The organism is Streptomyces sp. NPDC037083 (assembly GCF_055606485.1).
In genome coordinates this window covers 472,233-492,757 of the sequence record NZ_JBVJSQ010000003.1, presented here as the reverse complement: position 1 = coordinate 492,757, position 20,525 = coordinate 472,233, and the positions used below count along the sequence as shown (strand labels likewise).

The 20,525-nt window shown below is 72.5% G+C and carries 12 protein-coding genes; 4 read left to right on the top strand and 8 right to left on the bottom strand.

From position 1 onward, the window contains the following. Nucleotides 1-54 precede the first annotated feature (54 nt). The gene (locus tag ACZ7DE_RS10760) at nucleotides 55-2,082 is read left to right on the top strand and encodes an RICIN domain-containing protein (RefSeq protein WP_470759524.1); all 2,028 of its coding nucleotides are present in this window, start codon (nucleotides 55-57) and stop codon (nucleotides 2,080-2,082) included. A 6-nt stretch (nucleotides 2,083-2,088) separates the two neighbouring features. On the opposite strand, the gene ACZ7DE_RS10755 is transcribed toward ACZ7DE_RS10760, so the two are convergent. Genes ACZ7DE_RS10755 through ACZ7DE_RS10735 form a run of 5 tightly spaced genes read right to left on the bottom strand, consistent with a single transcriptional unit; the run spans nucleotide 2,089 to nucleotide 7,358 of the window. Beyond that, on the bottom strand, nucleotides 2,089-2,991 hold the full coding sequence (locus tag ACZ7DE_RS10755) for an STM4011 family radical SAM protein (RefSeq protein ID WP_470759522.1): 903 nt from the start codon (nucleotides 2,989-2,991) through the stop codon (nucleotides 2,089-2,091). A 10-nt stretch (nucleotides 2,992-3,001) separates the two neighbouring features. Beyond that, nucleotides 3,002-4,366 carry an STM4012 family radical SAM protein gene (locus ACZ7DE_RS10750; protein ID WP_470759520.1) on the bottom strand — a complete coding sequence of 455 codons (1,365 nt, stop codon included), beginning with the start codon at nucleotides 4,364-4,366 and terminating at the stop codon, nucleotides 3,002-3,004. After that, nucleotides 4,363-5,235 carry an STM4013/SEN3800 family hydrolase gene (locus tag ACZ7DE_RS10745; RefSeq protein WP_470760090.1) on the bottom strand — a complete coding sequence of 291 codons (873 nt, stop codon included), beginning with the start codon at nucleotides 5,233-5,235 and terminating at the stop codon, nucleotides 4,363-4,365. Before ACZ7DE_RS10745 ends, ACZ7DE_RS10750 begins: the two co-directional genes overlap by 4 nt. Nucleotides 5,236-5,287: 52 nt before the next feature. Next, nucleotides 5,288-6,421, bottom strand: a complete 1,134-nt coding sequence (locus tag ACZ7DE_RS10740; protein WP_470759518.1) for an STM4014 family protein — start codon at nucleotides 6,419-6,421, stop codon at nucleotides 5,288-5,290. Continuing rightward, nucleotides 6,402-7,358, bottom strand: coding sequence for an STM4015 family protein (locus tag ACZ7DE_RS10735; protein ID WP_470759516.1), 957 nt, complete (start codon nucleotides 7,356-7,358; stop codon nucleotides 6,402-6,404). Before ACZ7DE_RS10735 ends, ACZ7DE_RS10740 begins: the two co-directional genes overlap by 20 nt. Nucleotides 7,359-7,532: 174 nt before the next feature. Here ACZ7DE_RS10735 and ACZ7DE_RS10730 point away from each other — a divergent pair, with 174 nt between their 5' ends. Beyond that, complete coding sequence (locus ACZ7DE_RS10730) at nucleotides 7,533-7,859, top strand: hypothetical protein (RefSeq protein WP_470759514.1); 327 nt, start codon at nucleotides 7,533-7,535, stop codon at nucleotides 7,857-7,859. 22 nt (nucleotides 7,860-7,881) lie between these two features. Next, the gene (locus tag ACZ7DE_RS10725; protein WP_470759512.1) at nucleotides 7,882-8,928 is read left to right on the top strand and encodes a DUF6745 domain-containing protein; all 1,047 of its coding nucleotides are present in this window, start codon (nucleotides 7,882-7,884) and stop codon (nucleotides 8,926-8,928) included. A gap of 24 nt (nucleotides 8,929-8,952) precedes the next feature. Here the strand turns inward: ACZ7DE_RS10725 and ACZ7DE_RS10720 are convergent, their stop codons facing one another. The 3 genes from ACZ7DE_RS10720 to ACZ7DE_RS10710 form a co-directional block, all read right to left on the bottom strand. Next, nucleotides 8,953-9,675, bottom strand: coding sequence for an FAD binding domain-containing protein (locus ACZ7DE_RS10720; RefSeq protein WP_470759510.1), 723 nt, complete (start codon nucleotides 9,673-9,675; stop codon nucleotides 8,953-8,955). A 250-nt stretch (nucleotides 9,676-9,925) separates the two neighbouring features. Further along, complete coding sequence (locus ACZ7DE_RS10715; RefSeq protein WP_470759508.1) at nucleotides 9,926-11,026, bottom strand: peptidoglycan DD-metalloendopeptidase family protein; 1,101 nt, start codon at nucleotides 11,024-11,026, stop codon at nucleotides 9,926-9,928. A 317-nt stretch (nucleotides 11,027-11,343) separates the two neighbouring features. Beyond that, complete coding sequence (locus ACZ7DE_RS10710) at nucleotides 11,344-14,718, bottom strand: pyruvate carboxylase (protein WP_470760088.1); 3,375 nt, start codon at nucleotides 14,716-14,718, stop codon at nucleotides 11,344-11,346. 575 nt (nucleotides 14,719-15,293) lie between these two features. Here ACZ7DE_RS10710 and ACZ7DE_RS10705 point away from each other — a divergent pair. Next, nucleotides 15,294-20,465, top strand: a complete 5,172-nt coding sequence (locus ACZ7DE_RS10705; protein WP_470759506.1) for a family 43 glycosylhydrolase — start codon at nucleotides 15,294-15,296, stop codon at nucleotides 20,463-20,465. The last annotated feature ends 60 nt before the right edge of the window (nucleotides 20,466-20,525 follow it).

Sequence of the window (20,525 nt, the reverse complement as noted above, 5' to 3'; positions counted from 1 at the left end):
CCCGCTCGGCGGAAGGGGCCCACCACAGCGACCGCACCGCAGTTGGGAGCACAGATGGCACGCCGTATCCGCAGCAGACGAACCCTCGGGGCCGCCGAACTCACCGCGCTGGCCACCGGGGCCGCGCTGCTCAGCGTCCCCGTGCAGGCGCACGCCGAGGCCGCTGTCACCGTGACGCCGGACCCCTCGTACCAGCAGCAGAAGTTCGAGGGCTGGGGCACCAGCCTGGTCTGGTTCGCCAACGCCACCGGCGACTATCCCCCGGCGATCCGCGAGAAGCTCGCCAAGCTGCTGTTCGACGACGACGGGCTCGCGCTGAACATCGCCCGCTACAACATCGGCGGCGGCAACGCTCCGGACGTCAAGGACTACCTGCGCGCCGGCGGCGCCGTCGAGGGCTGGTGGAAGGCGCCCGCGGGCACCACCCGCGAGGACACCGACTGGTGGAGCGCGGACGACCCGGCCGACTGGAACAAGAACGCCGACGCCACCCAGCGCTGGTGGGTGGAGCGCATCAAGAACGACATCGACCACTGGGAGACGTTCAGCAACTCCCCGCCGTGGTTCATGACCGAGAGCGGATACGTCTCCGGCGGGTTCAACGCCAACGCCGACCAGCTCAGGAACGACTCGGTCGACGACTTCGCCGCCTACCTGGCGGGTGCGACGAAGCGGCTGGAGAAGGCCGAGGGCATCAAGGTCGACACGATCGACCCGTTCAACGAGCCCAACACCGGCTACTGGAGCACCCGCCTCGGCGCCGACGGCCTGCCCGTCGGCGGGCGTCAGGAGGGCGCGCACATAGGCCCCGAGCTCCAGCAGAAGGTGCTCGCCGCGCTGGCGCCGGCATTGAAGAAGGCCAAGGTCAAGGCCGAGATATCGGCGATGGACGAGACCAACCCGGGCATCTTCGCGACGAACTGGAACTCCTACTCGCAGGCCTCCAGGGACCTCGTGGGCCAGATGAACGTCCACACCTACGGCACCGGGCAACGCACCACCGTGCGCGACCTCGCCAAGGCCGCCCACAAGCCGCTGTGGATGAGCGAGGTCGAGGGCGACTGGGGCGACGGGCAGAGCTTCACCGACATGCGTCCGGGTCTCGGGCTCGCCCAGCAGATGGTGAACGACCTGCGCGAACTGGAGCCGACGGCCTGGGTGTTCTGGCAGCCGGTCGAGGACTACGACAACATGAAGCCGGGCGGCGAGTCCGCCAAGGGCGGCAACTGGGGATCCATCCAGCTCCCGTTCAGCTGCACCAAGTCCGACACCCTGCAGTCGTGCCCGATCCACACGAACACCAAGTTCGACACGGCGCGCAACTTCACGCACTTCATCAAGCCCGGCGACAAGCTGATCAAGGTGGACGACACCTCCAGCGCCGCCGCCGTGACCAAGGACGGCAAGGGCGTCTCGCTCGTCCACGTCAACTCCACCACCGCGCCCCGCACGGTCACCATCGACCTGTCCAAGTTCCGCACGGTCAAGGGCAACGCGACCGTGACGCCGACGGTGACCAGCGCCGACGGCAAGCTGAAGCGGCAGGCCCCGGTCAAGGTCGTCGACGGCAGGGCCACCTACACGGTGCCCGCCCAGTCCGTGACCTCCTTCGCCGTCAAGGGCGTCTCGGGCGTGGCGAAGAACGCGGGCCTGTTCAGCAAGGGTCACTCCTACACGCTGACCGGCGTGCAGAGCGGCAAGGCGGTGACCGTGGCCGCCAACGGCACGAACCTGGTCATCGGCTCGGCCAACGGCACCACCGCGCAGAAGTGGCAGCTGGACGCTCGGTACGGCAAGAAGGGCGCCCGCCAGCACTACGTCTTCGCCAACCCGGCCGAGGGCAGGCGCCTCGCCGTCCGGGACAACGTGCCCGTGGTCGAGCCGGACACCGGCGAGCGGGACCCCGCCACCGAGTGGATCATGTCGACCACCGGTGACGGCACGTGGACCCTGGTCAACGTGGCCACCGGACGTCTCCTGGAGGTCGGCGGCCAGGCGACGAACGAGGGCGCGGCCGTGACGACCTGGCTGGCCAACTCCGGTTCCAACCAGCGCTGGAGGGTCACGGACGTGACCCCGTAGCGCCCGCTAGTCGGCTGTCTCCGCCCGCATCGCGATCGTCGTGATGCGGGCGGAGCGCTGTGCGGGGGCGGTCGCCGGGATGCGCTCCAGGACGCCGCCCGCGAAGACGTCGTACAGCGGGAGCGTCTCCAGGTGCACATATCCGATGTGGCAGTCGCAGACGGCGAGCGGGCAGGGGCGGGGGCGCAGCGCGGCGCGGTACGAGCCGTCGTAGAGGTTGCCGAGTTCGGCACGGACGAAGTGGCAGCGGCGGACGGTGCCGTCCCCGTCGACCGAGATCACGGACTCGCCGGTGCGGCAGGGCAGTCCGGCGCTGGTGTGCGGGTGGCGGCTGTAGGGGAACAGCGGGTCCAGTGCGGTCCACCGGTCGGCCTCGGCGTCCTCGTAGACATGGCCCTCGGCGGCGTTGATCCACAGGTAGACGTGCTCGGGCAGGTCCGCGCGCAGGCGACGGGCCGCCTCGAGGTGCTCGGGCAGGCCGACGACGCCGACGCTGAAGCGGACGCCCCGGTCCGTCAGATCGCGGCACTTGGCCAGGAAGCGGTCGTACGGTGTCTGGCCCGGGTGGTACGTGCACCACAGGGCCAGGGTGGCGGGGTCGGCCCCGGAGAGCCAGTCGGTGCGGCAGCTGAGGTTGGTCTGGACGGCCACCCGGCGGATGTGCGGGAGACGGGAGAGGTCGGCCAGAGTGCGCCGGTACCAGGAGCGGACCAGGGCCTCGCCCCAGGGCGTGAAGAGGAGCGACAGCCGGTCGTCGGTCCGGTCGGCAGCCCATGCGGCGAACCGTTCCAGGGCGGCGCGGTCGGCGCGCAGCGCGTCGGCCGGGTCGCGTCGCTTGGCGAACGGGCAGTAGGGGCAGTCGTAGTCGCAGGAGGCGAGCGGGCCGCGGTAGAGCAGGGTCAGATCCATGGCGGCCGTCTCACTTGCGCTCGTAGGCGGCCATGGCGCTCCGCACGGCCGGGGAGAACAGCTCGGGGCCGACGGCGTCGGAGTGGGCGAGCCCTTCGGGGGTGAGGCGAAGGCGCGCAGGGTCGGCGTCGGTCAGCCAGCCGCGGTCGGCGAAGCGCTCGAGTTCGGGGCCGAAGTCGTCGGCGGGCGCGCCGCCGAAGCGGGCACGGTAGTCGTCGAGGCACAGGCCCTCGGCCTGCAGCAGGGACTGCAGGACGTGGCGGCGGCGCGCCTCGCGGGGGTTCATGCGGTGGCCGACCTGGGCGTGGGCGAAGTCGTCCGGACCGCCGGCGATGTAGTCGTCGACGATGCCGCGGATCTGGTGCATCCCGACGGCGTAGTCGAAGGAGTAGTGCAGGCCGGACGTGTAGGAGCGGGCGCCGCAGCCGAGGCCGATCATTCCGTCGGTCTGGCAGGCGTAGTCGTCGGCGCCCTGTGGTGGGGCGTCGGCCCGCCGGAACATGCGCATGGACTGCTGGGTGTAGCCGCGTGCGAGGAGGTGGTCGCGGCCCGCGCGGTACAGACGCAGTCGCTGCTCGTCCCAGGCGGGATCCCGGCCGGCGGCCCGCTTCGGGCCGGGGCCGCGGCGGTCGAGCCCGGTGAGGGGGCGGACGTAGAGCGGGTAGAGGTAGAGCTCCTCGGGCCGCCAGGCCAGGGCCGCGTCCAGGGAGCGCAGCCAGGTGTGCTCGTTCTGGCCGTCGATGCCGTAGATCAGGTCGATGTTGAGGACCGGGATGCGGGCGTCCCGGACGCGGCCGAGGGCCGCCTCGACGTCGGCGCGGCGCTGCGGGCGGACGGCGGCACGCGCCTCGGTGTCGACGAAGCTCTGGACCCCGAGGCTGAGGCGGGTGGCGCCGCGGCCGGCGAGGACGGCGAGGCGGTCGGCGGTTGCCGTGGCGGGCGATGCCTCGACCGACAGCGGGACCGCGCGCAGGTCGGCGCCCATCCGGTGCTCGGCTATGTCGCAGAGGCGCTCCAGCTCGGCGGCGGTCAGGAAGGTGGGCGTGCCGCCGCCGAAGGCCGCCGTGGCGAAGCGGACCCGGTCCGACTCCCCCAGCGCCTCCCGCACGGCTGTCGCCTGCCGCTCCAGGGCGTCCAGGTAGGCGCCGGTCAGCCCGTCGGGCGCGCCGACGCGGGTGAAGAGGTTGCAGAAGCCGCAGCGGACCTCGCAGAACGGTATGTGCAGGTAGAGGGAGAGGGCGTCCTTCGGCTCGGCCGCCCAGAGCTCTCGCAGGTGCGGGCGGTCGGCGAGCGGACGGTAGGCCGTCTTGTGGGGGTAGGCGTAGACGTAGTGCTGGTACGGGCTGACGCCGGTGAGCGGCTCGGCGGTGGTCATCGGGCGTCCTCCGTCGGGCGGGGTGCGGGGTCGTTCACGTGGTCCTTCGCGGGCTTCGCCGGGGCGTTCGAAGGCTCGAGGAAGAAGTGCGCGTAAGGGACGGTCCACACGCACTCGTGGCCGAGGCGGTGGCCGGTGTAGCCGTCGTCGCCGTAGGCGGTGCCGTGGTCGGAGCAGACGATGGCGAAGCAGCGGCGCCTGCTGCTCGCGGCGGCGAAGAGCCGTCCGATGTGCCGGTCCACGTACTCCAGCGCGGCGGCGTGCGTCGCCCGGCTGTCGCCCGCCTCGCGGGTCGCGCCGGGCAGGTGGAACCAGTTCGGCTGGTGCAGGGCGGAGACGTTGACGAAGAGGAACAGCCGCTGTTCGTCGGGGAGTCGCCGTACGACGTCCTCGGCGCACTGGATCTGGTTCTCGAACGAGTGCGGGGAGGTGACGCCGAACTCCGGTGTCCAGTGGGACTCGTGGAAGAGGCCGGGCAGCACCGAGCCCAGGGGGCCCTGTTTGTTGAAGAAGCCCACTCCCCCGATGCAGACGGTGTGGTAGCCGTCCTCGGCCAGGCCGGAGACGAGGTCGGGGGCGTCGTAGACGTAGGTTCCGTCCGCGGTGGTCTCGCTGCCCGCGAAGCTCGCCGCGAACAGTCGCGGGTGCGGTCCGGGAGCGGCCGGGGTCGGCAGGAAGCCCGCGAAGATCGCCTGGTGGGAGGCGTAGGTGAAGCTGCCCGGGGCGTGCCGCTCCTCCCAGCGGCCGCCGGGCAGATGACGGGCCAGGTTCGGGATGCGGCCCGCCGCCGCCAGCTCGACGGCGACGTCGTGGCGCAGGGTGTCGAGGGTGACGAGGAGGAGGTCGTGACTGCCCACGATCCCCTTCATGTCCGGCTCGTGCAGGGCGGGCCCGTTCGGGTGCGGCTCGTCGGCGTCCGGTTCAGGCATGCGGTGTTCCTGTTCTGTGCGGTGCGAAGTCACGCAGGACGGCGGCCACTTGGGCCCCGTACGTGTCGAGGCCCTCGGCGCCGCTGCCGGGCAGGCCGGTGAGCCGGGGCAGCAGGTCGCCGAAGGCGTTGACCTCCCCGACCGCGGCTCTGCGCCAGCCCACGGCCGGCAGCAGGTCGACGCCGACGCACAGGGTGCGCGGGAAGCAGGCCGCGGCCCGCTCGCACACGCCCAGCACGTCGGCCCAGCGGGCGCCGGCCGCCTCGACGGCCAGCCGTGCGGCCGCCAGGTCGCCCCGGCGGCCGCCGAGGTGAAGGTTGGTCAGGGGCGAGCGGCTGGTGCGGACCACCGCGTGGGTGGCACGGCCGGCCACGACCACGACCCTGAGGTCGGCCGCCCTGCCTTCCTGGGACGCCTTCGGCAGCCAGCGTTCGAGGTGCAGCCCGTCCGGGGCGAGCGCGTCGACGATGGCCGCGATGTCCTGCTCGCGTTCGTAGCGGCGCACTCTCAGGGAGTTGTACAGGCGGCCGTCGGCGGCGAGTTCGACGGAGGTGGTGGCTCTGATGCGGCCGCCGCCGCCCGACTCGACGGCGAGGACGCCCGAGGCGGAGGAGCCGTGGGCGGGCTTCACGAAGAGCCGGGGCATCCGGTGCTCGCGCATCGCGGCGCGCACGTCGTCCCAGCCGCGCACCGGGATGCCCCGCGGGCCCGACGTGGGTGACGCGGGAACCGGCACGCCCGCCGCGTCGAGGACGCCGTGACAGAGCCGTTTGTCGAACAGCACGGCGAGGTCGTCGGGGTCGTTCAGGCGGACCCCGCCGTGCAGTGCGCGCACCGCGGCGGTGAAGCGGGCGTACCAGCGGGCCGAGCCCTCGACGCCGGTGGGGTCCTGGACGCCCCGCAACAGCCGGTCGACCTCCGGGTTCTCGCCGGGTGAGTCGATCCGGACGGTCTCGTCGTCGGCGAAGTCGGCTCCCCCGCGGCGGAGCACGTCCGTCCAGGCGACGACCCTCGGGGCGGGCAGGCCGGCCGCGCGCACGGCGTCCTCGAACAGGGCGACCCGGCGGTTCTCGGGATTGCCGACCACCGCCAGGCGCGGCCCCCGGTCACTCCCCCACGGCGACATAGCGCCACACCGTGCCGTCGTCGTCCGAGTCCTCCTCGGCGTCGCCACGGTCGAGGTCGACCTCGACGCCGGCGCCTTCCAGCGTCTGCCGGACCCGCTCCACGAGGGGCTCGCTCAGGTAGTGGTGGTGCAGGTCGAGCTTCTTGAGGTGGGTGAGCGGCTGCCCGCCGAGCAGCGCGGCGGCGCCCTCGTCGGTCAGGACGCCCATGGAGAGGTCCAGCACCTCCAGACGGGCCACCACGGGGGCGGACGCGACCGCTGCGGCCACCGCGTCCTGCATCTCGCTGTTGCGCAGCCCCAGATGGCGCAGGCTCGGCAGCCGGGCGCCGGACAGGATCGGCTCCAGGTCTGTGGCCTCGCTGTCGCCGCCGTAGTCGGGGGTGCCCAGCCACAGGTCGAGGTGGGTCAGCGCGGGCAGGTCGCTGCCGCCGACCCCGCGCACGACCTCCGCGGGCAGGCCGCCGGCCTCGATCACGAGCCTGCGCAGCGCGCCGTGGCTCAGGGCGGGGAACGCCAGCCCCGATCCGCCGCGCACGCCGAGCTCCTCCAGCCGGGGATAGGCGGCCAGGAGCGGGGTGACGTCGGTCTGGTTGATCCAGGAGATCTCGCACTCCTCCATCACCATGTCGCCGAGGAACACCGCCCGCAGCGCGGGGAACCGGTCCCGTGCGGCGGTCAGCGCCTCGATGACGGGGGTGGGGTCCGTGTCGTAGGCCTCCTCCCAGGCGCCGACGATCAGAGCCTGGACGCGGGTGGTGTCGACGGCGGAGCAGAAGCGGGCGAACGCGTCCGTCCAGTTCTCGTTCGCGTCGTAGACGTCGCTGCTGACGCGCCAGGCGACGGCGTCCGGTTCGACCGGCCGGGGCTTGTGCTCGGCGCCGGGAAAGGTGCAGGCGGGCAGCCCGTGCAGCGCGTCGAGGTGGTGGCCGATGGTCATACGGCTGCTCCCGAGGAGGAAAGGTGTGCGGTCCGTGATGGTTCCGCAGTTCTACCAACAGGCACTGACAACCCTGCTCGGCGGGGCCTCCGTTCGGGGGCGTTGTCAGTGGCGGCCCGTACGGTCGTGGTCATGGGGCCGGTGCGCGGTGCACCCGGCGGGGAGGGGAGAGCCGTGTACCGGCAGGGAGACGTGCTGATCGTGCCCGTCACGCGGGAGGCGGTGCCGCCGCATGTGGCCGCGGCGCCGAGGGAGCGGCGGGACGCCCGGGGCCGGCTGGTGCTGGCGCTGGGCGAGGTCACCGGGCACGCCCACGCCGTCGTCGGACCGGGGGATCTGGTGCGGGAGCCGGGGCCGTTCGGTCCGCTGCTGCTGCATCTGCCCCAGGGCGGCCGGGTGGTGCACGAGGAGCACGCGGCGATCGCGCTGCCCAAGGGGTGGTACCGGGTGATCCGGCAGCGGGAGTACGTGCCGGGGTCCGTGCGGATCGTGGCGGACTGAACCGAAGGCGGGCGAGGGACGGATGACGACGATGGACCTGCAGGAGAGCGCGGTCTCGTGGGAGGAGAGCGTCCGGGCCTGGCGCGCGTGCGCGTCGGCCGTCGCCGCGGCCGACCGCGCCGCCGCCGAGGCGGGGGTCCGCCTGGCCTACCGGCAGGCGGGGCTCGAGGAGCCGCAGGAGGTGGTGTGGGCCGGTTCGCCGCGCGAGGCGGTGACGCTGGTCCGGGCGTTGGCGGAGCCGGGCCCCAGTGTGCGCGATGCGGTCCGCAGCCTCCCCTGGGCACGTGAACGGCGGCGGCTGCACACGGAGTTGGGCGCGGCGGGCTGGGCGGAGCACTGGGCGGCGACCGGCGGCCGGCTGTGGGCCTCGACGCAGGCGCTCGTCGACCGGATCAGGGCCGGGGTGCTGGAGGAGCTGACCGGAACGGACACGGGACTGGAGGCCGCGCGGGTCCGTCTGGTGCTGCTGGACGCCGTGCTCGGTCAGCACGACGCGCCGTGGCTCGCCGCGTTCCCCACCGACCGGGGCCCGCTCGAAGGTCTGGCTGCGGTGAGCCGCAGCGCCGGCTGGTGGTGGCCGTTCGCGCGGGTGGCCGTGGTGTGCGAACGGCCCGTCGCCCTGCACCGCGACGAGGCGGGGCGGCTCGACCACGGTGACGGTCCGGCGCTCGCGTACCCCGACGGTTTCGCCCTGCACGCCTGGCGCGGGATGCCGGTGCCGGCCGGCTTCCTCGCGGAGCTGCCCCAGCTCACTCCCGAGCGGATCCGGGCCGAGGAGAACGCGGAACTGCGCCGCGTCATGCTGGAGTACTACGGGTACGACCGTTATCTGGCGGACTCCGGCGCCCGCCCCGTCCACCGGGACGAGACGGGCACGCTGTGGCGCATCGATCTGGACGACGACGAGGCCGTCGTCATGGTCGAGGTCCTCAACTCCACACCGGAGCCGGACGGTACACGGCGCACCTACTGGCTGCGGGTACCGCCGTCGACCCGTACGGCACGGGCGGGCGTCGCCTGGACGTTCGGGCTGGCGCCGGAGGCGTACGCGCCCGTGCGGGAGACGTGAGCCGAGGCGTCCGGCGGCCCGTCCTCACGCTCCGGCGGCGCGGGCCAGCACGTCGGTGACCTCGCCGCGGAGCGCGTCCCGGGCGTGCGCGGGCAGACCGGCCAGGTCGGTGCCCGCGAGGGCCTGGAGGACCTGCTCGGCGTCGGCGTGGTACGGCGTGCTCTCGCTGAGCACCTCGTAGCCGTCGCGCACGGCCACCCGCAGCCGGCCGGGAGCGTCGCCCTCCGCGTGCACCGCCACCGCCACGACGTGGGGCGGCGGGCCGCCCGCCTCGCCCTCGAGCTTGCGGTATCCGCTGGCCAGGGGGGTGTGCCAGCGCAGGGCGAGCAGCACATGACGCTTCGCCAGCAGCTCGGCCAGGTCGGTCTCGCGGACCCCCTCGGGTTCCAGGACGGTGGCCCGGGCGTCGAGGACGAGCGCCGCCGGCAGCAGGCAGCGCAGGGTGCTGCCGACGATGTTGCCGCCGACCGTGGCGGCCCGGCGCACCGCGCCGGTGCCCACCTGGGAGGCCGCCCGGTGCAGCACTTCGGGCACGGTCGCGTCGACGCGGTGCAGCAGCACGGCCCCGCCCAGTTCCCCAGGGGCGACCCTGGTGGCCTCGGGCAGGTTGCGCAGCGACACGGCCTGCTCGGGGAAGCCGTCCCGCTGCCAGCCGGCCCACACCAGGGTGGCGCCGCCGATCGGCACCGCTCCCTCGGCCAGACAGCGCCGTGCCTCGGATATGGAGGAGGGAAGACGCAACTGCACGACAACCGACCTGCCTTCCCTGGAAGTTGTGGGGGACCGTGTCCCTCGCTCCCCGCATGATCAATGGCAGAACGGATTCTGCCCAGGCACGCGGGGGCGCATACAGGGCTCATGGCGGCACCCCGCGCGACGTGACCCTGTCGTGCGGTCGGTCCCGCTCCCCCACGCCCTGAGCTGTTCCCGTCCGGCGCCGAGCCGTCCGGTGCCCGGCCGTTGCCTGCCGAGCCGCCCGCCGGCCGGTCGTCCGTGCTCAGCCGTTCGGCGCCAGCCAGGGCTGGGGGTCGGCGTAGTAGCCGTCGTAGATCACCTCGAAGTGCAGGTGGGGGCCGGTGGACAGGCCGGTGGAGCCGACCCGGCCGATCGGGTCGCCGGTCCGCACGGCCTGTCCGACGGTGACCTCCAGGGCGGAGAGATGGCTGTACGTCGTCTCCAGGCGTTTGCCGTCGATGAGGCCGTGGTCGACGACGACGCGGTTGCCGTACGCCCTGGTCATGGCCGCGAACACGACGCGGCCGTCGCGGGCCGCGGACACCTGGGCGCCCTGGGGCGCGCCGAAGTCCACCCCGGTGTGGAGCTTGGTGACGCCGGTGAGGGGGTGCTTGCGGGAGCCGTAGGGGGAGGTGACGGTGAGGGTCGCGGTGGGCGGGGCGAGGATGGCGTTCGCCGGGGCGATGCCGCTCGCGTCCTCCTTGTCGAAGTCCGCGTAGGTCGCGAGCCGGGATCTCACCTCGCCGACGTACGTCGTCGCCTCGGCGGGAACCCTGCCCGCCTCGGCCACGTCGTCCGTGCCGACCGCGTACGCGGCGAGGGTGAGGTCCACGAGGTCCCCGTTGACGGCGCCGTCCGTTCTCAGCTCGGTGATCTTCCGGGCCAGGGAGCAGTCCTGACGGCCGAGGGCCATGATGGCGTCGGCCGGATCGTGCGGCGAGGAACGCCCGTTGCCGTCGTCGTCCTTGCCCCAGGTCCGCCAGCCGGCGGGGGTGAAGGCGGCGATGCCCTGCGCGCCGGCGGTGGCGCCGTCGTCGGTGAAGCCGGTGAGCTGGTCGATCTGGGCGGCGAGAACGGACGGGGTGACGACCGTGCAGGCCTCGGCCGACTTGCGCAGCCAGGGGCCGTAGGTCGCGTTCACGCCTCCGGCGCCTGTCTCCTGGGTGTTCTCCTGCTCCGTCCAGTCGTCGGGGAACCCGCCGGTCAGTGCGAGGACCCCGGCGACGGCGGAGAGCGTGAGCAGTCCGGGGAGGACCACAACGGTGAAGAGGCCCGGGCCCCGTCGGCGCGCGGGCGGGGGTTGCGGGCGCGGGGCGGCGGGAGTCTGCTGCGGAGGTGTCTCGACGGTCTGCTCGTCGCTCACGCGGCGCGGTCCCGACGACGGGTCGACGACCACTGCTCAGAGGTGCTGTTGTCCACGGGCGGAGGCTAGCCGCCGGCCGCCCGCACGTCACCGGCCGTGAGGGCAGACCCGCTGCCCCGACGGGCACATCGCGCCGGGGCCGTCGGCGGGGGCGGTGAAAAGCGCGGCGCACGGGCGTCGAACCGGACGGTGTGAAGGCCGACGTGACCGGCAGGCCGGAACCGGACGAGGACGAAGGGGAGCACGGAGGGGAGGCCAGGACTAGGAGAGGGCGCGGGCCTTCGCCGCCGGCGGGTGACCGCCGGCGGCGTCCGGGCTCACTCCACGACGACCAGCAGGTCGCCGCCCTCCACCTGCTGGATGCGGTTGATGGCCAGCCGCGCCACCGTGCCGGCCTTCGGCGCGGTGATGGTGGCCTCCATCTTCATCGCCTCGATGGTGGCGATCGTCGCGCCGACCTCCACCTCGTCGCCCTCGGCGACCGCCAGGGTGACCACCCCGGCGAACGGGGCGGCGACATGCCCGGCGTTGCCCCGGTCGGCCTTCTCGGTGACCGGGACGTCGGAGGCCGCCGCCTTGTCGCGTACCTGGATGGGCCGCATCTGGCCGTTCAGGGACGACATGACGGTGCGCATGCCCCGCTCGTCGGCCTCGCCGACGGCCTGAAGCTCGATCAGCAGCCGGACGCCCGGCTCGAGGTCGACGGCGTACTCCTTGCCCGGGCGCAGGCCGTAGAAGAAGTCCTTGCTGTCGAGCACGCTGGTGTCGCCGTAGGCCTGGCGGTGGGTCTCGAAGTCGCGGGTCGGGCCGGGGAAGAGCAGCCGGTTGAGCGTGGTGCGGCGGGTCTTCTCCAGTCCCTCGCGGTCCTCGGTGCTCAGTTCCTGGACCGGCTTGGCCTCCGCGCGGCCCTGCAGCGCCTTGCTGCGGAACGGCTCGGGCCAGCCGCCGGGCGGGGTGCCGAGTTCGCCGCGCAGGAAGCCGATGACGGAGTCGGGGATGTCGTACCGGTCGGGCGTGGCCTCGAAGTCCTCGGGGGACACTCCGGCGCCGACGAGGTGCAGCGCGAGGTCGCCGACGACCTTGGAGGACGGGGTGACCTTGACCAGGTGGCCGAGGATGCGGTCGGCGGCGGCGTACATCGCCTCGATGTCCTCGAAGCGGTCGCCGAGGCCGAGCGCGACGGCCTGGGTGCGCAGGTTGGAGAGCTGTCCGCCGGGGATCTCGTGGTGGTAGACGCGCCCGGTCGGGGAGGCGAGGCCCGCCTCGAAGGGGGCGTAGATCCTGCGGACGCCCTCCCAGTACGGCTCCAGGTCGCCGACGGCCTGGAGGTCGAGGCCGGTGGGCCGCTCGGAGTGGTCGGTCGCGGCGACGATCGCCGACAGCGAGGGCTGCGAGGTGGTCCCCGCCATGGAGGCCACGGCGCCGTCGACGGCGTCCGCGCCCGCCTGGATCGCGGCCAGGTAGGTGGCGAGCTGGCCGCCCGCGGTGTCGTGGGTGTGCAGGTGCACCGGCAGCTCGAACTCCCGGCGCAGCGCGGACACCAGCTTCGCGGCGGCCGGGGCGCGCAGCAGCCCGGCCATGTCCTTGACGGCGAGGACGTGCGCCCCGGCCTCGACGATCTGCTCGGCGAGCCGCAGGTAGTAGTCGAGGGTGTAGAGGCGCTCGTTCGGGTCGGACAGGTCCGAGGTGTAGCAGAGGGCGACCTCGGCCACCGCCGTGCCCGTCTCCCGTACGGCGTCGATGGCGGGGCGCATCTGGCCGACGTCGTTGAGGGCGTCGAAGATGCGGAAGACGTCGATGCCGGTGGCCGCGGCCTCCTGCACGAACGCGTCGGTGACCTCGGTCGGGTACGGCGTGTAGCCCACGGTGTTGCGGCCGCGCAGGAGCATCTGCAGGCAGATGTTGGGGACGGCCTCGCGCAGGGCCGCGAGCCGCTCCCAGGGGTCCTCGGCGAGGAAGCGCAGGGCGACGTCGTAGGTGGCGCCGCCCCAGCACTCCAGGGACAGCAGCTGGGGCAGGGTGCGGGCGACCAGGGGGGCCGAGGCGAGGAGGTCCTTGGTGCGCACCCGGGTGGCGAGGAGGGACTGGTGGGCGTCGCGGAAGGTGGTGTCGGTGACGCCGATGGTCGGCGACTCGCGCAGCCAGCGGGCGAAGCCCTCGGGGCCGAGGTGGATCAGGCGCTGGCGGGAGCCCGCGGGCGGCTCGCCGTCGGGCGTCGCCGGCAGCTTGGCCGTCGGGTCGATCAGTTCCGGGCGCTCGCCGTGCGGCTTGTTGACGGTGACGTCGGCGAGGTAGGTCAGCAGCTTGGTGCCGCGGTCCGCCGAGGACCGCGCGGTGAGCAGGTGCGGGCGCTGTTCGATGAACGACGTGGTGACGCGTCCGGCCTGGAAGTCCGCGTCGTCCAGGACCGCCTGCAGGAACGGGATGTTGGTGGCCACACCGCGGATGCGGAACTCGGCCACCGCGCGCCGGGCCCGTCCGATCGCGGTCTGGAAGTCCCGGCCCCGGCAGGTGAGCTTGACGAGCATCGAGTCGAAGTGGGCGCTGATCTCGGTGCCCGCGTGCGTGGTGCCGCCGTCGAGGCGGATGCCCGAACCACCCGGGGAGCGGTAGGCGCTGATGCGGCCGGTGTCGGGGCGGAAGCCGTTGGCGGGGTCCTCGGTGGTGATGCGGCACTGCAGTGCCGCGCCGCGCAGGGTGATCGTCTCCTGCGACAGGCCGAGGTCGGCGAGGGTCTCGCCGGAGGCGATGCGCAGCTGGGCCTGGACCAGGTCGACGTCGGTGACCTCCTCGGTCACCGTGTGCTCGACCTGGATGCGCGGGTTCATCTCGATGAAGACGTGGTTGCCGGCGGGGTCGAGGAGGAACTCGACGGTGCCGGCGTTGCGGTAGCCGATCTCCTGGGCGAAGCGGACCGCGTCGGCGCAGATGCGGTCGCGCAGCTCCGGGTCGAGGTTGGGCGCGGGGGCCAGCTCGATGACCTTCTGGTGGCGGCGCTGGACCGAGCAGTCGCGCTCGAAGAGGTGGATGACGTTGCCCGCGCCGTCGGCGAGGATCTGCACCTCGATGTGGCGGGGGTCGACGACGGCCTTCTCCAGGAAGACGGTGGGGTCGCCGAACGCGGAGGCCGCCTCGCGGGACGCCGCTTCGATGGACTCGCGCAGGGTGGCGGGGTCCTCGACGCGGCGCATGCCGCGCCCGCCGCCGCCGGCGACCGCCTTCACGAACACGGGGAAGCCGATCTCCTCGGCGGCCCGGACCAGTTCGTCGACGTCGTTCGAGGGCGCGGAGGAACCGAGCACCGGGACGCCCGCCGCGCGGGCGGCCGCCACCGCGCTGGCCTTGTTGCCGGTCAGTTCGAGGGTGCGGGCGTCCGGCCCCACGAAGGTGATGCCGGCCTCCTCGCAGGCGCGCGCGAGTTCGGGGTTCTCGGAGAGGAACCCGTAGCCCGGGTAGACGGCGTCGGCGCCCGCGCGCTGCGCGGCGGCGACGATCTCCTCGACGGAGAGATAGGCGCGCACCGGGTGCCCGGGCTCGCCGATCTGGTAGGCCTCGTCGGCCTTCAGCCGGTGGAGTGAGTTGCGGTCCTCGTGCGGGAAGACGGCGACCGTGCGCGCGCCCAGCTCATAGCCGGCGCGAAACGCACGGATCGCGATCTCACCACGGTTGGCGACCAGCACCTTGCGGAACATCGGGGACCCCTTCAGCCTGGCGGTGACGAGGACCATCGTGTCGGGGAGGACCCCGTATGGCCATGTGAGGAGGGCCACTCACCGAAGTGTGTCGCTCGATCGGACCGCCGGGTACCCGTAGGGGCCGGCCACCACCGGGCGACGGCGGCCGGAAGGCGGGTCCGGAGGCTGCCGGCGGCCCCGCGGGTGAGGCCGTCGCGGACGCCCTTGACCTGGACGTTTCTGATGCGCCGTCCGCACGGCCCGCAGGTCGTCACCGGCACCTCAGGCGTCCCCGGCTTCGCCGCCTGATCGCACCGGCCGAACAGCCCTGCCCGGGCACGCTGTTGAGCCGACCTCCCCTCGGCGGCCTTGATCCGGCGGACGGGCGTCGGCGCGCCCCGACGGCCGTGCCGCGCCGGCGGTCGGCGCCCACCGCCCGACCGGGGTCACAACTCCGCGCCGGGCGAGACCCTTTGGCCGACATCCCCACCCGTTCGACCTGCCGGACATCGTTCGAAAAGTATTGACGCGGCCATGTACACCGTTTGACACTCCTGCAACATCACGTCACACGGCTGAAACGGCGGTCCCCCATGGCGCACAGACATCGACTCCGAGGCCGCGCGAGTCACGGGGCGGGACGACTGGCCGCACTGACCGCCGTGTCGCTGCTCGTGGGCCTCGTCGGGGCGGCGACTCCCGTCCAGGCCACCGAGGCCGCCGACGTCACCGACGGTCTGGCGCTCTGGTACAAGCTCGACGGCGCCTCCGGCACGACGGTCCCCGATGCCTCCGGCCACGGCCTGAACGGCACCGTCAACGGCACCGCCGACTGGTCGTCGTCCGGTCAGGGACTCTCCTTCAACGGCTCGGACACCTACGTCAAGGTCCCGAACGACGTGATGAAGGGCATGACGTCGATCAGCGTGGCGATGGACGTGAAGATCGACGCCGGCCAGGCCACCCCGTACTTCCTGTACGGCTTCGGCAACACCAGCGCAGGCACCGGCAACGGCTACCTGTTCACCACGGGCAACTCCTTCCGCACCTCCGTCGCCACCGGCAACTGGTCGACCGAGCAGAACACCAAGCCCGCCGACGGCCGCAATCTGACCCGCGCCGTCTGGAAGCACGTCACCTACACCCAGACCGGCACCACCGGCGTCCTGTACGAGGACGGCGTCGAAGTCGCCCGCAACACCTCGGTGACCATCACCCCCGGCGCGATCGGCTCGGGCACGACCACCGCCAACGCCATCGGCAAGTCGGTCTACACCGGCGACCGGCTGTTCAAGGGCAGCATGCGCGACTTCCGCGTGTACGACCGCGCCCTGAACGCCGGCGAGGTCGAGCAGCTCGCACTGCCCGTGGCCACGCAGGGCGTCGCGGACGACAAGGCCGCACTCACCCTCGGCGACACCAGTGCCGTCACCGGCGACCTGACCCTGCCCGGGACGGGCACGGCCGGCGGTTCCACCATCAGCTGGGCCAGCGACAACACCTCCCTGGTCTCGGACACCGGCAAGGTGACCCGCCCCGCGGCCGGTGAGCCCGACGGCCACGCCACCCTCACCGCGACCCTGAAGAAGGGGACCGTCACCGCGAGCAGGAGCTTCGACGTGACGGTCCTCGCCGCCTTCGACGACCGCACCGCCGCCCGGCAGGCCGCCGAGGGGCTGACCGTCCACAACCTGGACGACGTGCGCGGCAACCTCACCCTTCCGGCCACCGGGGCCTACGACACGACCGTCACCTGGTCGTCGGCGCGACCGGACGTCGTCTCCGCCGAGGGCGTGGTCCACCGACCCGCCCACGGCGCCGGCGCCACCACCGTCGAACTGACCGCGACCGTCGCCAAGGGCGACGCCACGGCGACCCGCACCTTCACCGCCGAGGTCCCCGAACTCCCCGTGAAGGAAGCCCTCAAGGGCTACATGTTCAGCTACTTCACCGGTGAGGGCACCGCGGACGGCGAGCAGCTCTACGCCGCGCTCAGCAAGGGCGACGACCCGCTGAAGTGGCGGGAGCTGAACGACGGCAAGCCCGTCCTGACGTCCACGCTCGGCGAGAAGGGCCTGCGCGACCCGTTCATCATCCGCTCCCCCGAGGGCGACAAGTTCTACCAGATCGCCACCGACCTGAGGATCTACGGCAACGGCGACTGGGACGCCGCCCAGCGCACCGGCAGCAAGTCCGTCATGGTCTGGGAGTCCACCGACCTGGTCCACTGGACGAACCAGCGCCTGGTGAAGGTCTCCCCGGACAGCGCCGGCAACACCTGGGCGCCGGAGGCGTACTACGACTCCGGGCTCGGCGAGTACGTCGTCTTCTGGGCGTCGAAGCTGTACGACAACGCCTCGCACTCCGGCGACACCTACAACCGGATGATGTACGCCACCACCCGCGACTTCTACACCTTCAGCGAGCCCAGGGTCTGGATCGACCGCGGCTACTCCGTCATCGACTCCACGGTGATCCAGCACGACGGAACCTACTTCCGGCTGTCGAAGGACGAGCGCAACAACTCCTCCTCCACGCCCAACAGCAAGTTCATCTTCGAGGAGAAGAGCGACTCGCTGCTGAACCTGTCCTGGAACGCGGTCGCCGAGGGCATCGGCAAGGGCGCGATGAACGCGGCCGAGGGGCCGCTGGTGTTCAAGTCCAACACCGAGGAGAAGTGGTACGCGTTCCTCGACGAGTTCGGCGGCCGCGGCTACATCCCGTTCGAGACGAAGGACCTCGCCTCCGGCGTCTGGACCCCGTCCACCGGCTACGACCTGCCGTCCAAGCCACGGCACGGCACGGTCCTGCCGGTCACCCAGGCCGAGTACGACCGCCTGCTGCGGGCCTACCAGCCGGACCAGCTCGTCACGGCCGTCGAGGACGTGCCGGTGAAGACGCGGGTCGGCCAGGCCCCGGTGCTGCCCGCCACCGTGATCGCCGCGTACGCCGACGGGGTGAACCGTCCTGTGGCCGTGAACTGGGACGACGTCCCCGCCTCGGCGTACGCGCAGACCGGGACGTTCACCGTGACGGGCCGTCTGCCGGACGGCGCCGCGCTGCCCGTGCGGGCCGAGGTGACGGTCTCCACGGAGGGCGCCGACGTGCCCGCCGACCTGCTCCTGCACTACGGCTTCGACGAGACGTCGGGCAACATCGCCCGTGACTCCAGCGGCCACGGCTACCACGGCACCTACGTCCGCACGCCCGCCTTCGGCACCGGCGTGGACGGCGGCTCGTTCAGCATGTCCGGCGGGAGCGACTCGCCGTACGTGAAGATCCCGAACGGCGTGCTGAAGGGCGCCGACAGCGTCACCGTGTCGACGTACGCCAAGTGGAAGGGCGGCAGCAACTGGCAGTGGCTGTTCGGGCTGGGCCCGGACAGCGACAGGTATCTCTTCGCCAGCCCCTCCAACGGCTCCTCGAAGCTCTACTCGGCGATCACCAAGGCGAGCTGGTCGGCGGAGTCGAAGCTGACGGCCGGCGCGCAGCTCACCGCCGGCTCGTGGCGGCACGTCACGGTCACCCTGGACGGCTCCGCGGACACGATGGTCCTGTACGTGGACGGCGTCGAGGCCGCCCGGGCGAGCGGCGTCACCATCGAGCCGTCGGAGCTGTACGACGCCAACAAGGACTACAGCGGCTACATCGGCCGCTCCATGTACGCCCCCGACCCGTACTTCGGCGGTGAGGTCGACGACTTCCGGATCTACGGACGGGCGCTGACAGCCGCCGAGGTGATGGAGCTCAGCGGCAACACGACGGGCATCGCCCGGGCGACCGCTCCCTCGCTGAAGGTCGACGCGCTCGTCGACAACGCCGGCAGCCGCATCACCCTGCCCACGAAGGAGGGCACCGACCTCACCCGGCTGGCGCCGGAGTTCACCCTCGCCCACGGCGCGGCGATCAGCCCCGCCTCCGGCAGCGTCCAGGACTTCAGCAGGCCGGTGACGTACGAGGTGACCGGCTCCGACGGCAAGAAGCGCACCTGGACCGTGTCCGCGCTGGTCATGAAGAGCCCGGTGCTGCCCGGTCTCAACGCGGACCCGAACATCGTCCGCTTCGGCGACACCTTCTACATGTACCCGACCACCGACGGCTTCGAGGGCTGGAGCGGCACGAAGTTCAAGGCGTACTCGTCGACCGACCTGGTGCACTGGAGCGACCACGGCGTCATCCTCGACCTGGGGCCCGACGTGAGCTGGGCGGACAGCAGGGCCTGGGCGCCGGCGATCGCCGAGAAGAACGGCAAGTACTACTTCTACTTCTGCGCCGACGCCAACATCGGCGTCGCCGTCTCCGACTCGCCCACCGGCCCCTTCAAGGACGCTCTGGGACAGCCCCTGCTCAAGGCCGGGCAGTTCACCGGCCAGATGATCGACCCGGCGGTCTTCACCGACGACGACGGCCAGTCGTACCTGTACTTCGGCAACGGCCGGGCGTACGTCGTCCCGCTCAACGGCGACATGACCTCGATCGACACGTCGAAGGTCAAGGACATCACGCCCAGCGGGTACAACGAGGGCACGTTCGTCGTCAAGCGGCAGGGCACCTACTACTTCATGTGGTCGGAGAACGACACCCGCGACGCCGACTACCGCGTCGCCTACGCCACCGGCCCCTCCCCCGCCGGGCCGTGGACCAAGCGGGGCGTGATCCTGGAGAAGGACGCCTCGCTGGGCATCCTGGGCACCGGCCACCACTCGGTCGTCCAGGTGCCGGGCACGGACGACTGGTACATCGCCTACCACCGCTTCGCGATCCCCGGAGGTGACGGCACCCACCGCGAGACCACCGTCGACAAGCTGGAGTTCGACGCCGACGGACTGATCAAGAAGGTCGTGCCCACCCTCACCAGCGTCGACCCGGTCACCGTCGTGCACGCCGGACCGGACGCCCAGGGCGTGGAGGGCTCCGCCATCGCCCTGAACGGCACGCTCTCCGGGGCGGGCGGCGCACAGTGGACGGCGCCGAAGGGCGCGCCCTGCGAGGTCGCGGACCCGGCCGCCGCCCGCACGACGGTCACCTGCACCGACGACGGCGCGTTCACCCTCACCCTGACCGGCGGCCGCAGCACCGACACGGCCGTCGTCACCGTGGCCAACGCGGCGCCCTCGATCACCTCCGCCACCGGTCCGTCCTCCCCGGCGCCGGTCGGCCGGCGGGCGGTCGTCACCGCCCGCTTCACCGACCCGGGCGCCTCCGACACCCACACCTGCTCCGTCGACTGGAAGGACGGCGGCAAGCCGGCCGCCGGAACGGTCACCGCGTCCGGCTGCCGCGCCGAGCACGTGTACACCGCGGCGGGCATCTACCGCCCGGAGATCACCGTCAAGGACGACGACGGTGCCACGGCCGTCACCAGGCTGCCCGAAGCGATCGTGTACGACCGGGCGGCCGGGCCGGTGACGGGCGCGGGTGTCCTCGCCACCCGGGGCAAGCCGGTCTTCTCCCTGTCGGCCGGATATCTGCCCGGTGGCACGGCCCCGGCCGGCGTGGTCACCTTCGACCTGAAGAAGCCGGCTCCCCTGAAGTTCCGGTCCGGCCGCCTCGACTGGCTCGTCGTGTCCGGCTCCCGGGCGGTCCTCCAGGGCTCCGGCACCGTCAACGGCAGGAGCGGCTACAGCTTCCGCGTCACCGCCACGGACGGCCCGGACACCTTCCACATCAGGATCTGGAAGACTGCCGGCGGACAGGTCGTGCACGACAGCGGCGTCATGACGAAGGTCGCCGGCGTCGTCACGGTCGGACTGCGGCACCGCTAGAGAACCGAGCCGGCGCGTGCTCGTGCTCGTGCCGGACGGTCAGCGCCGTGGGCCCCCTGC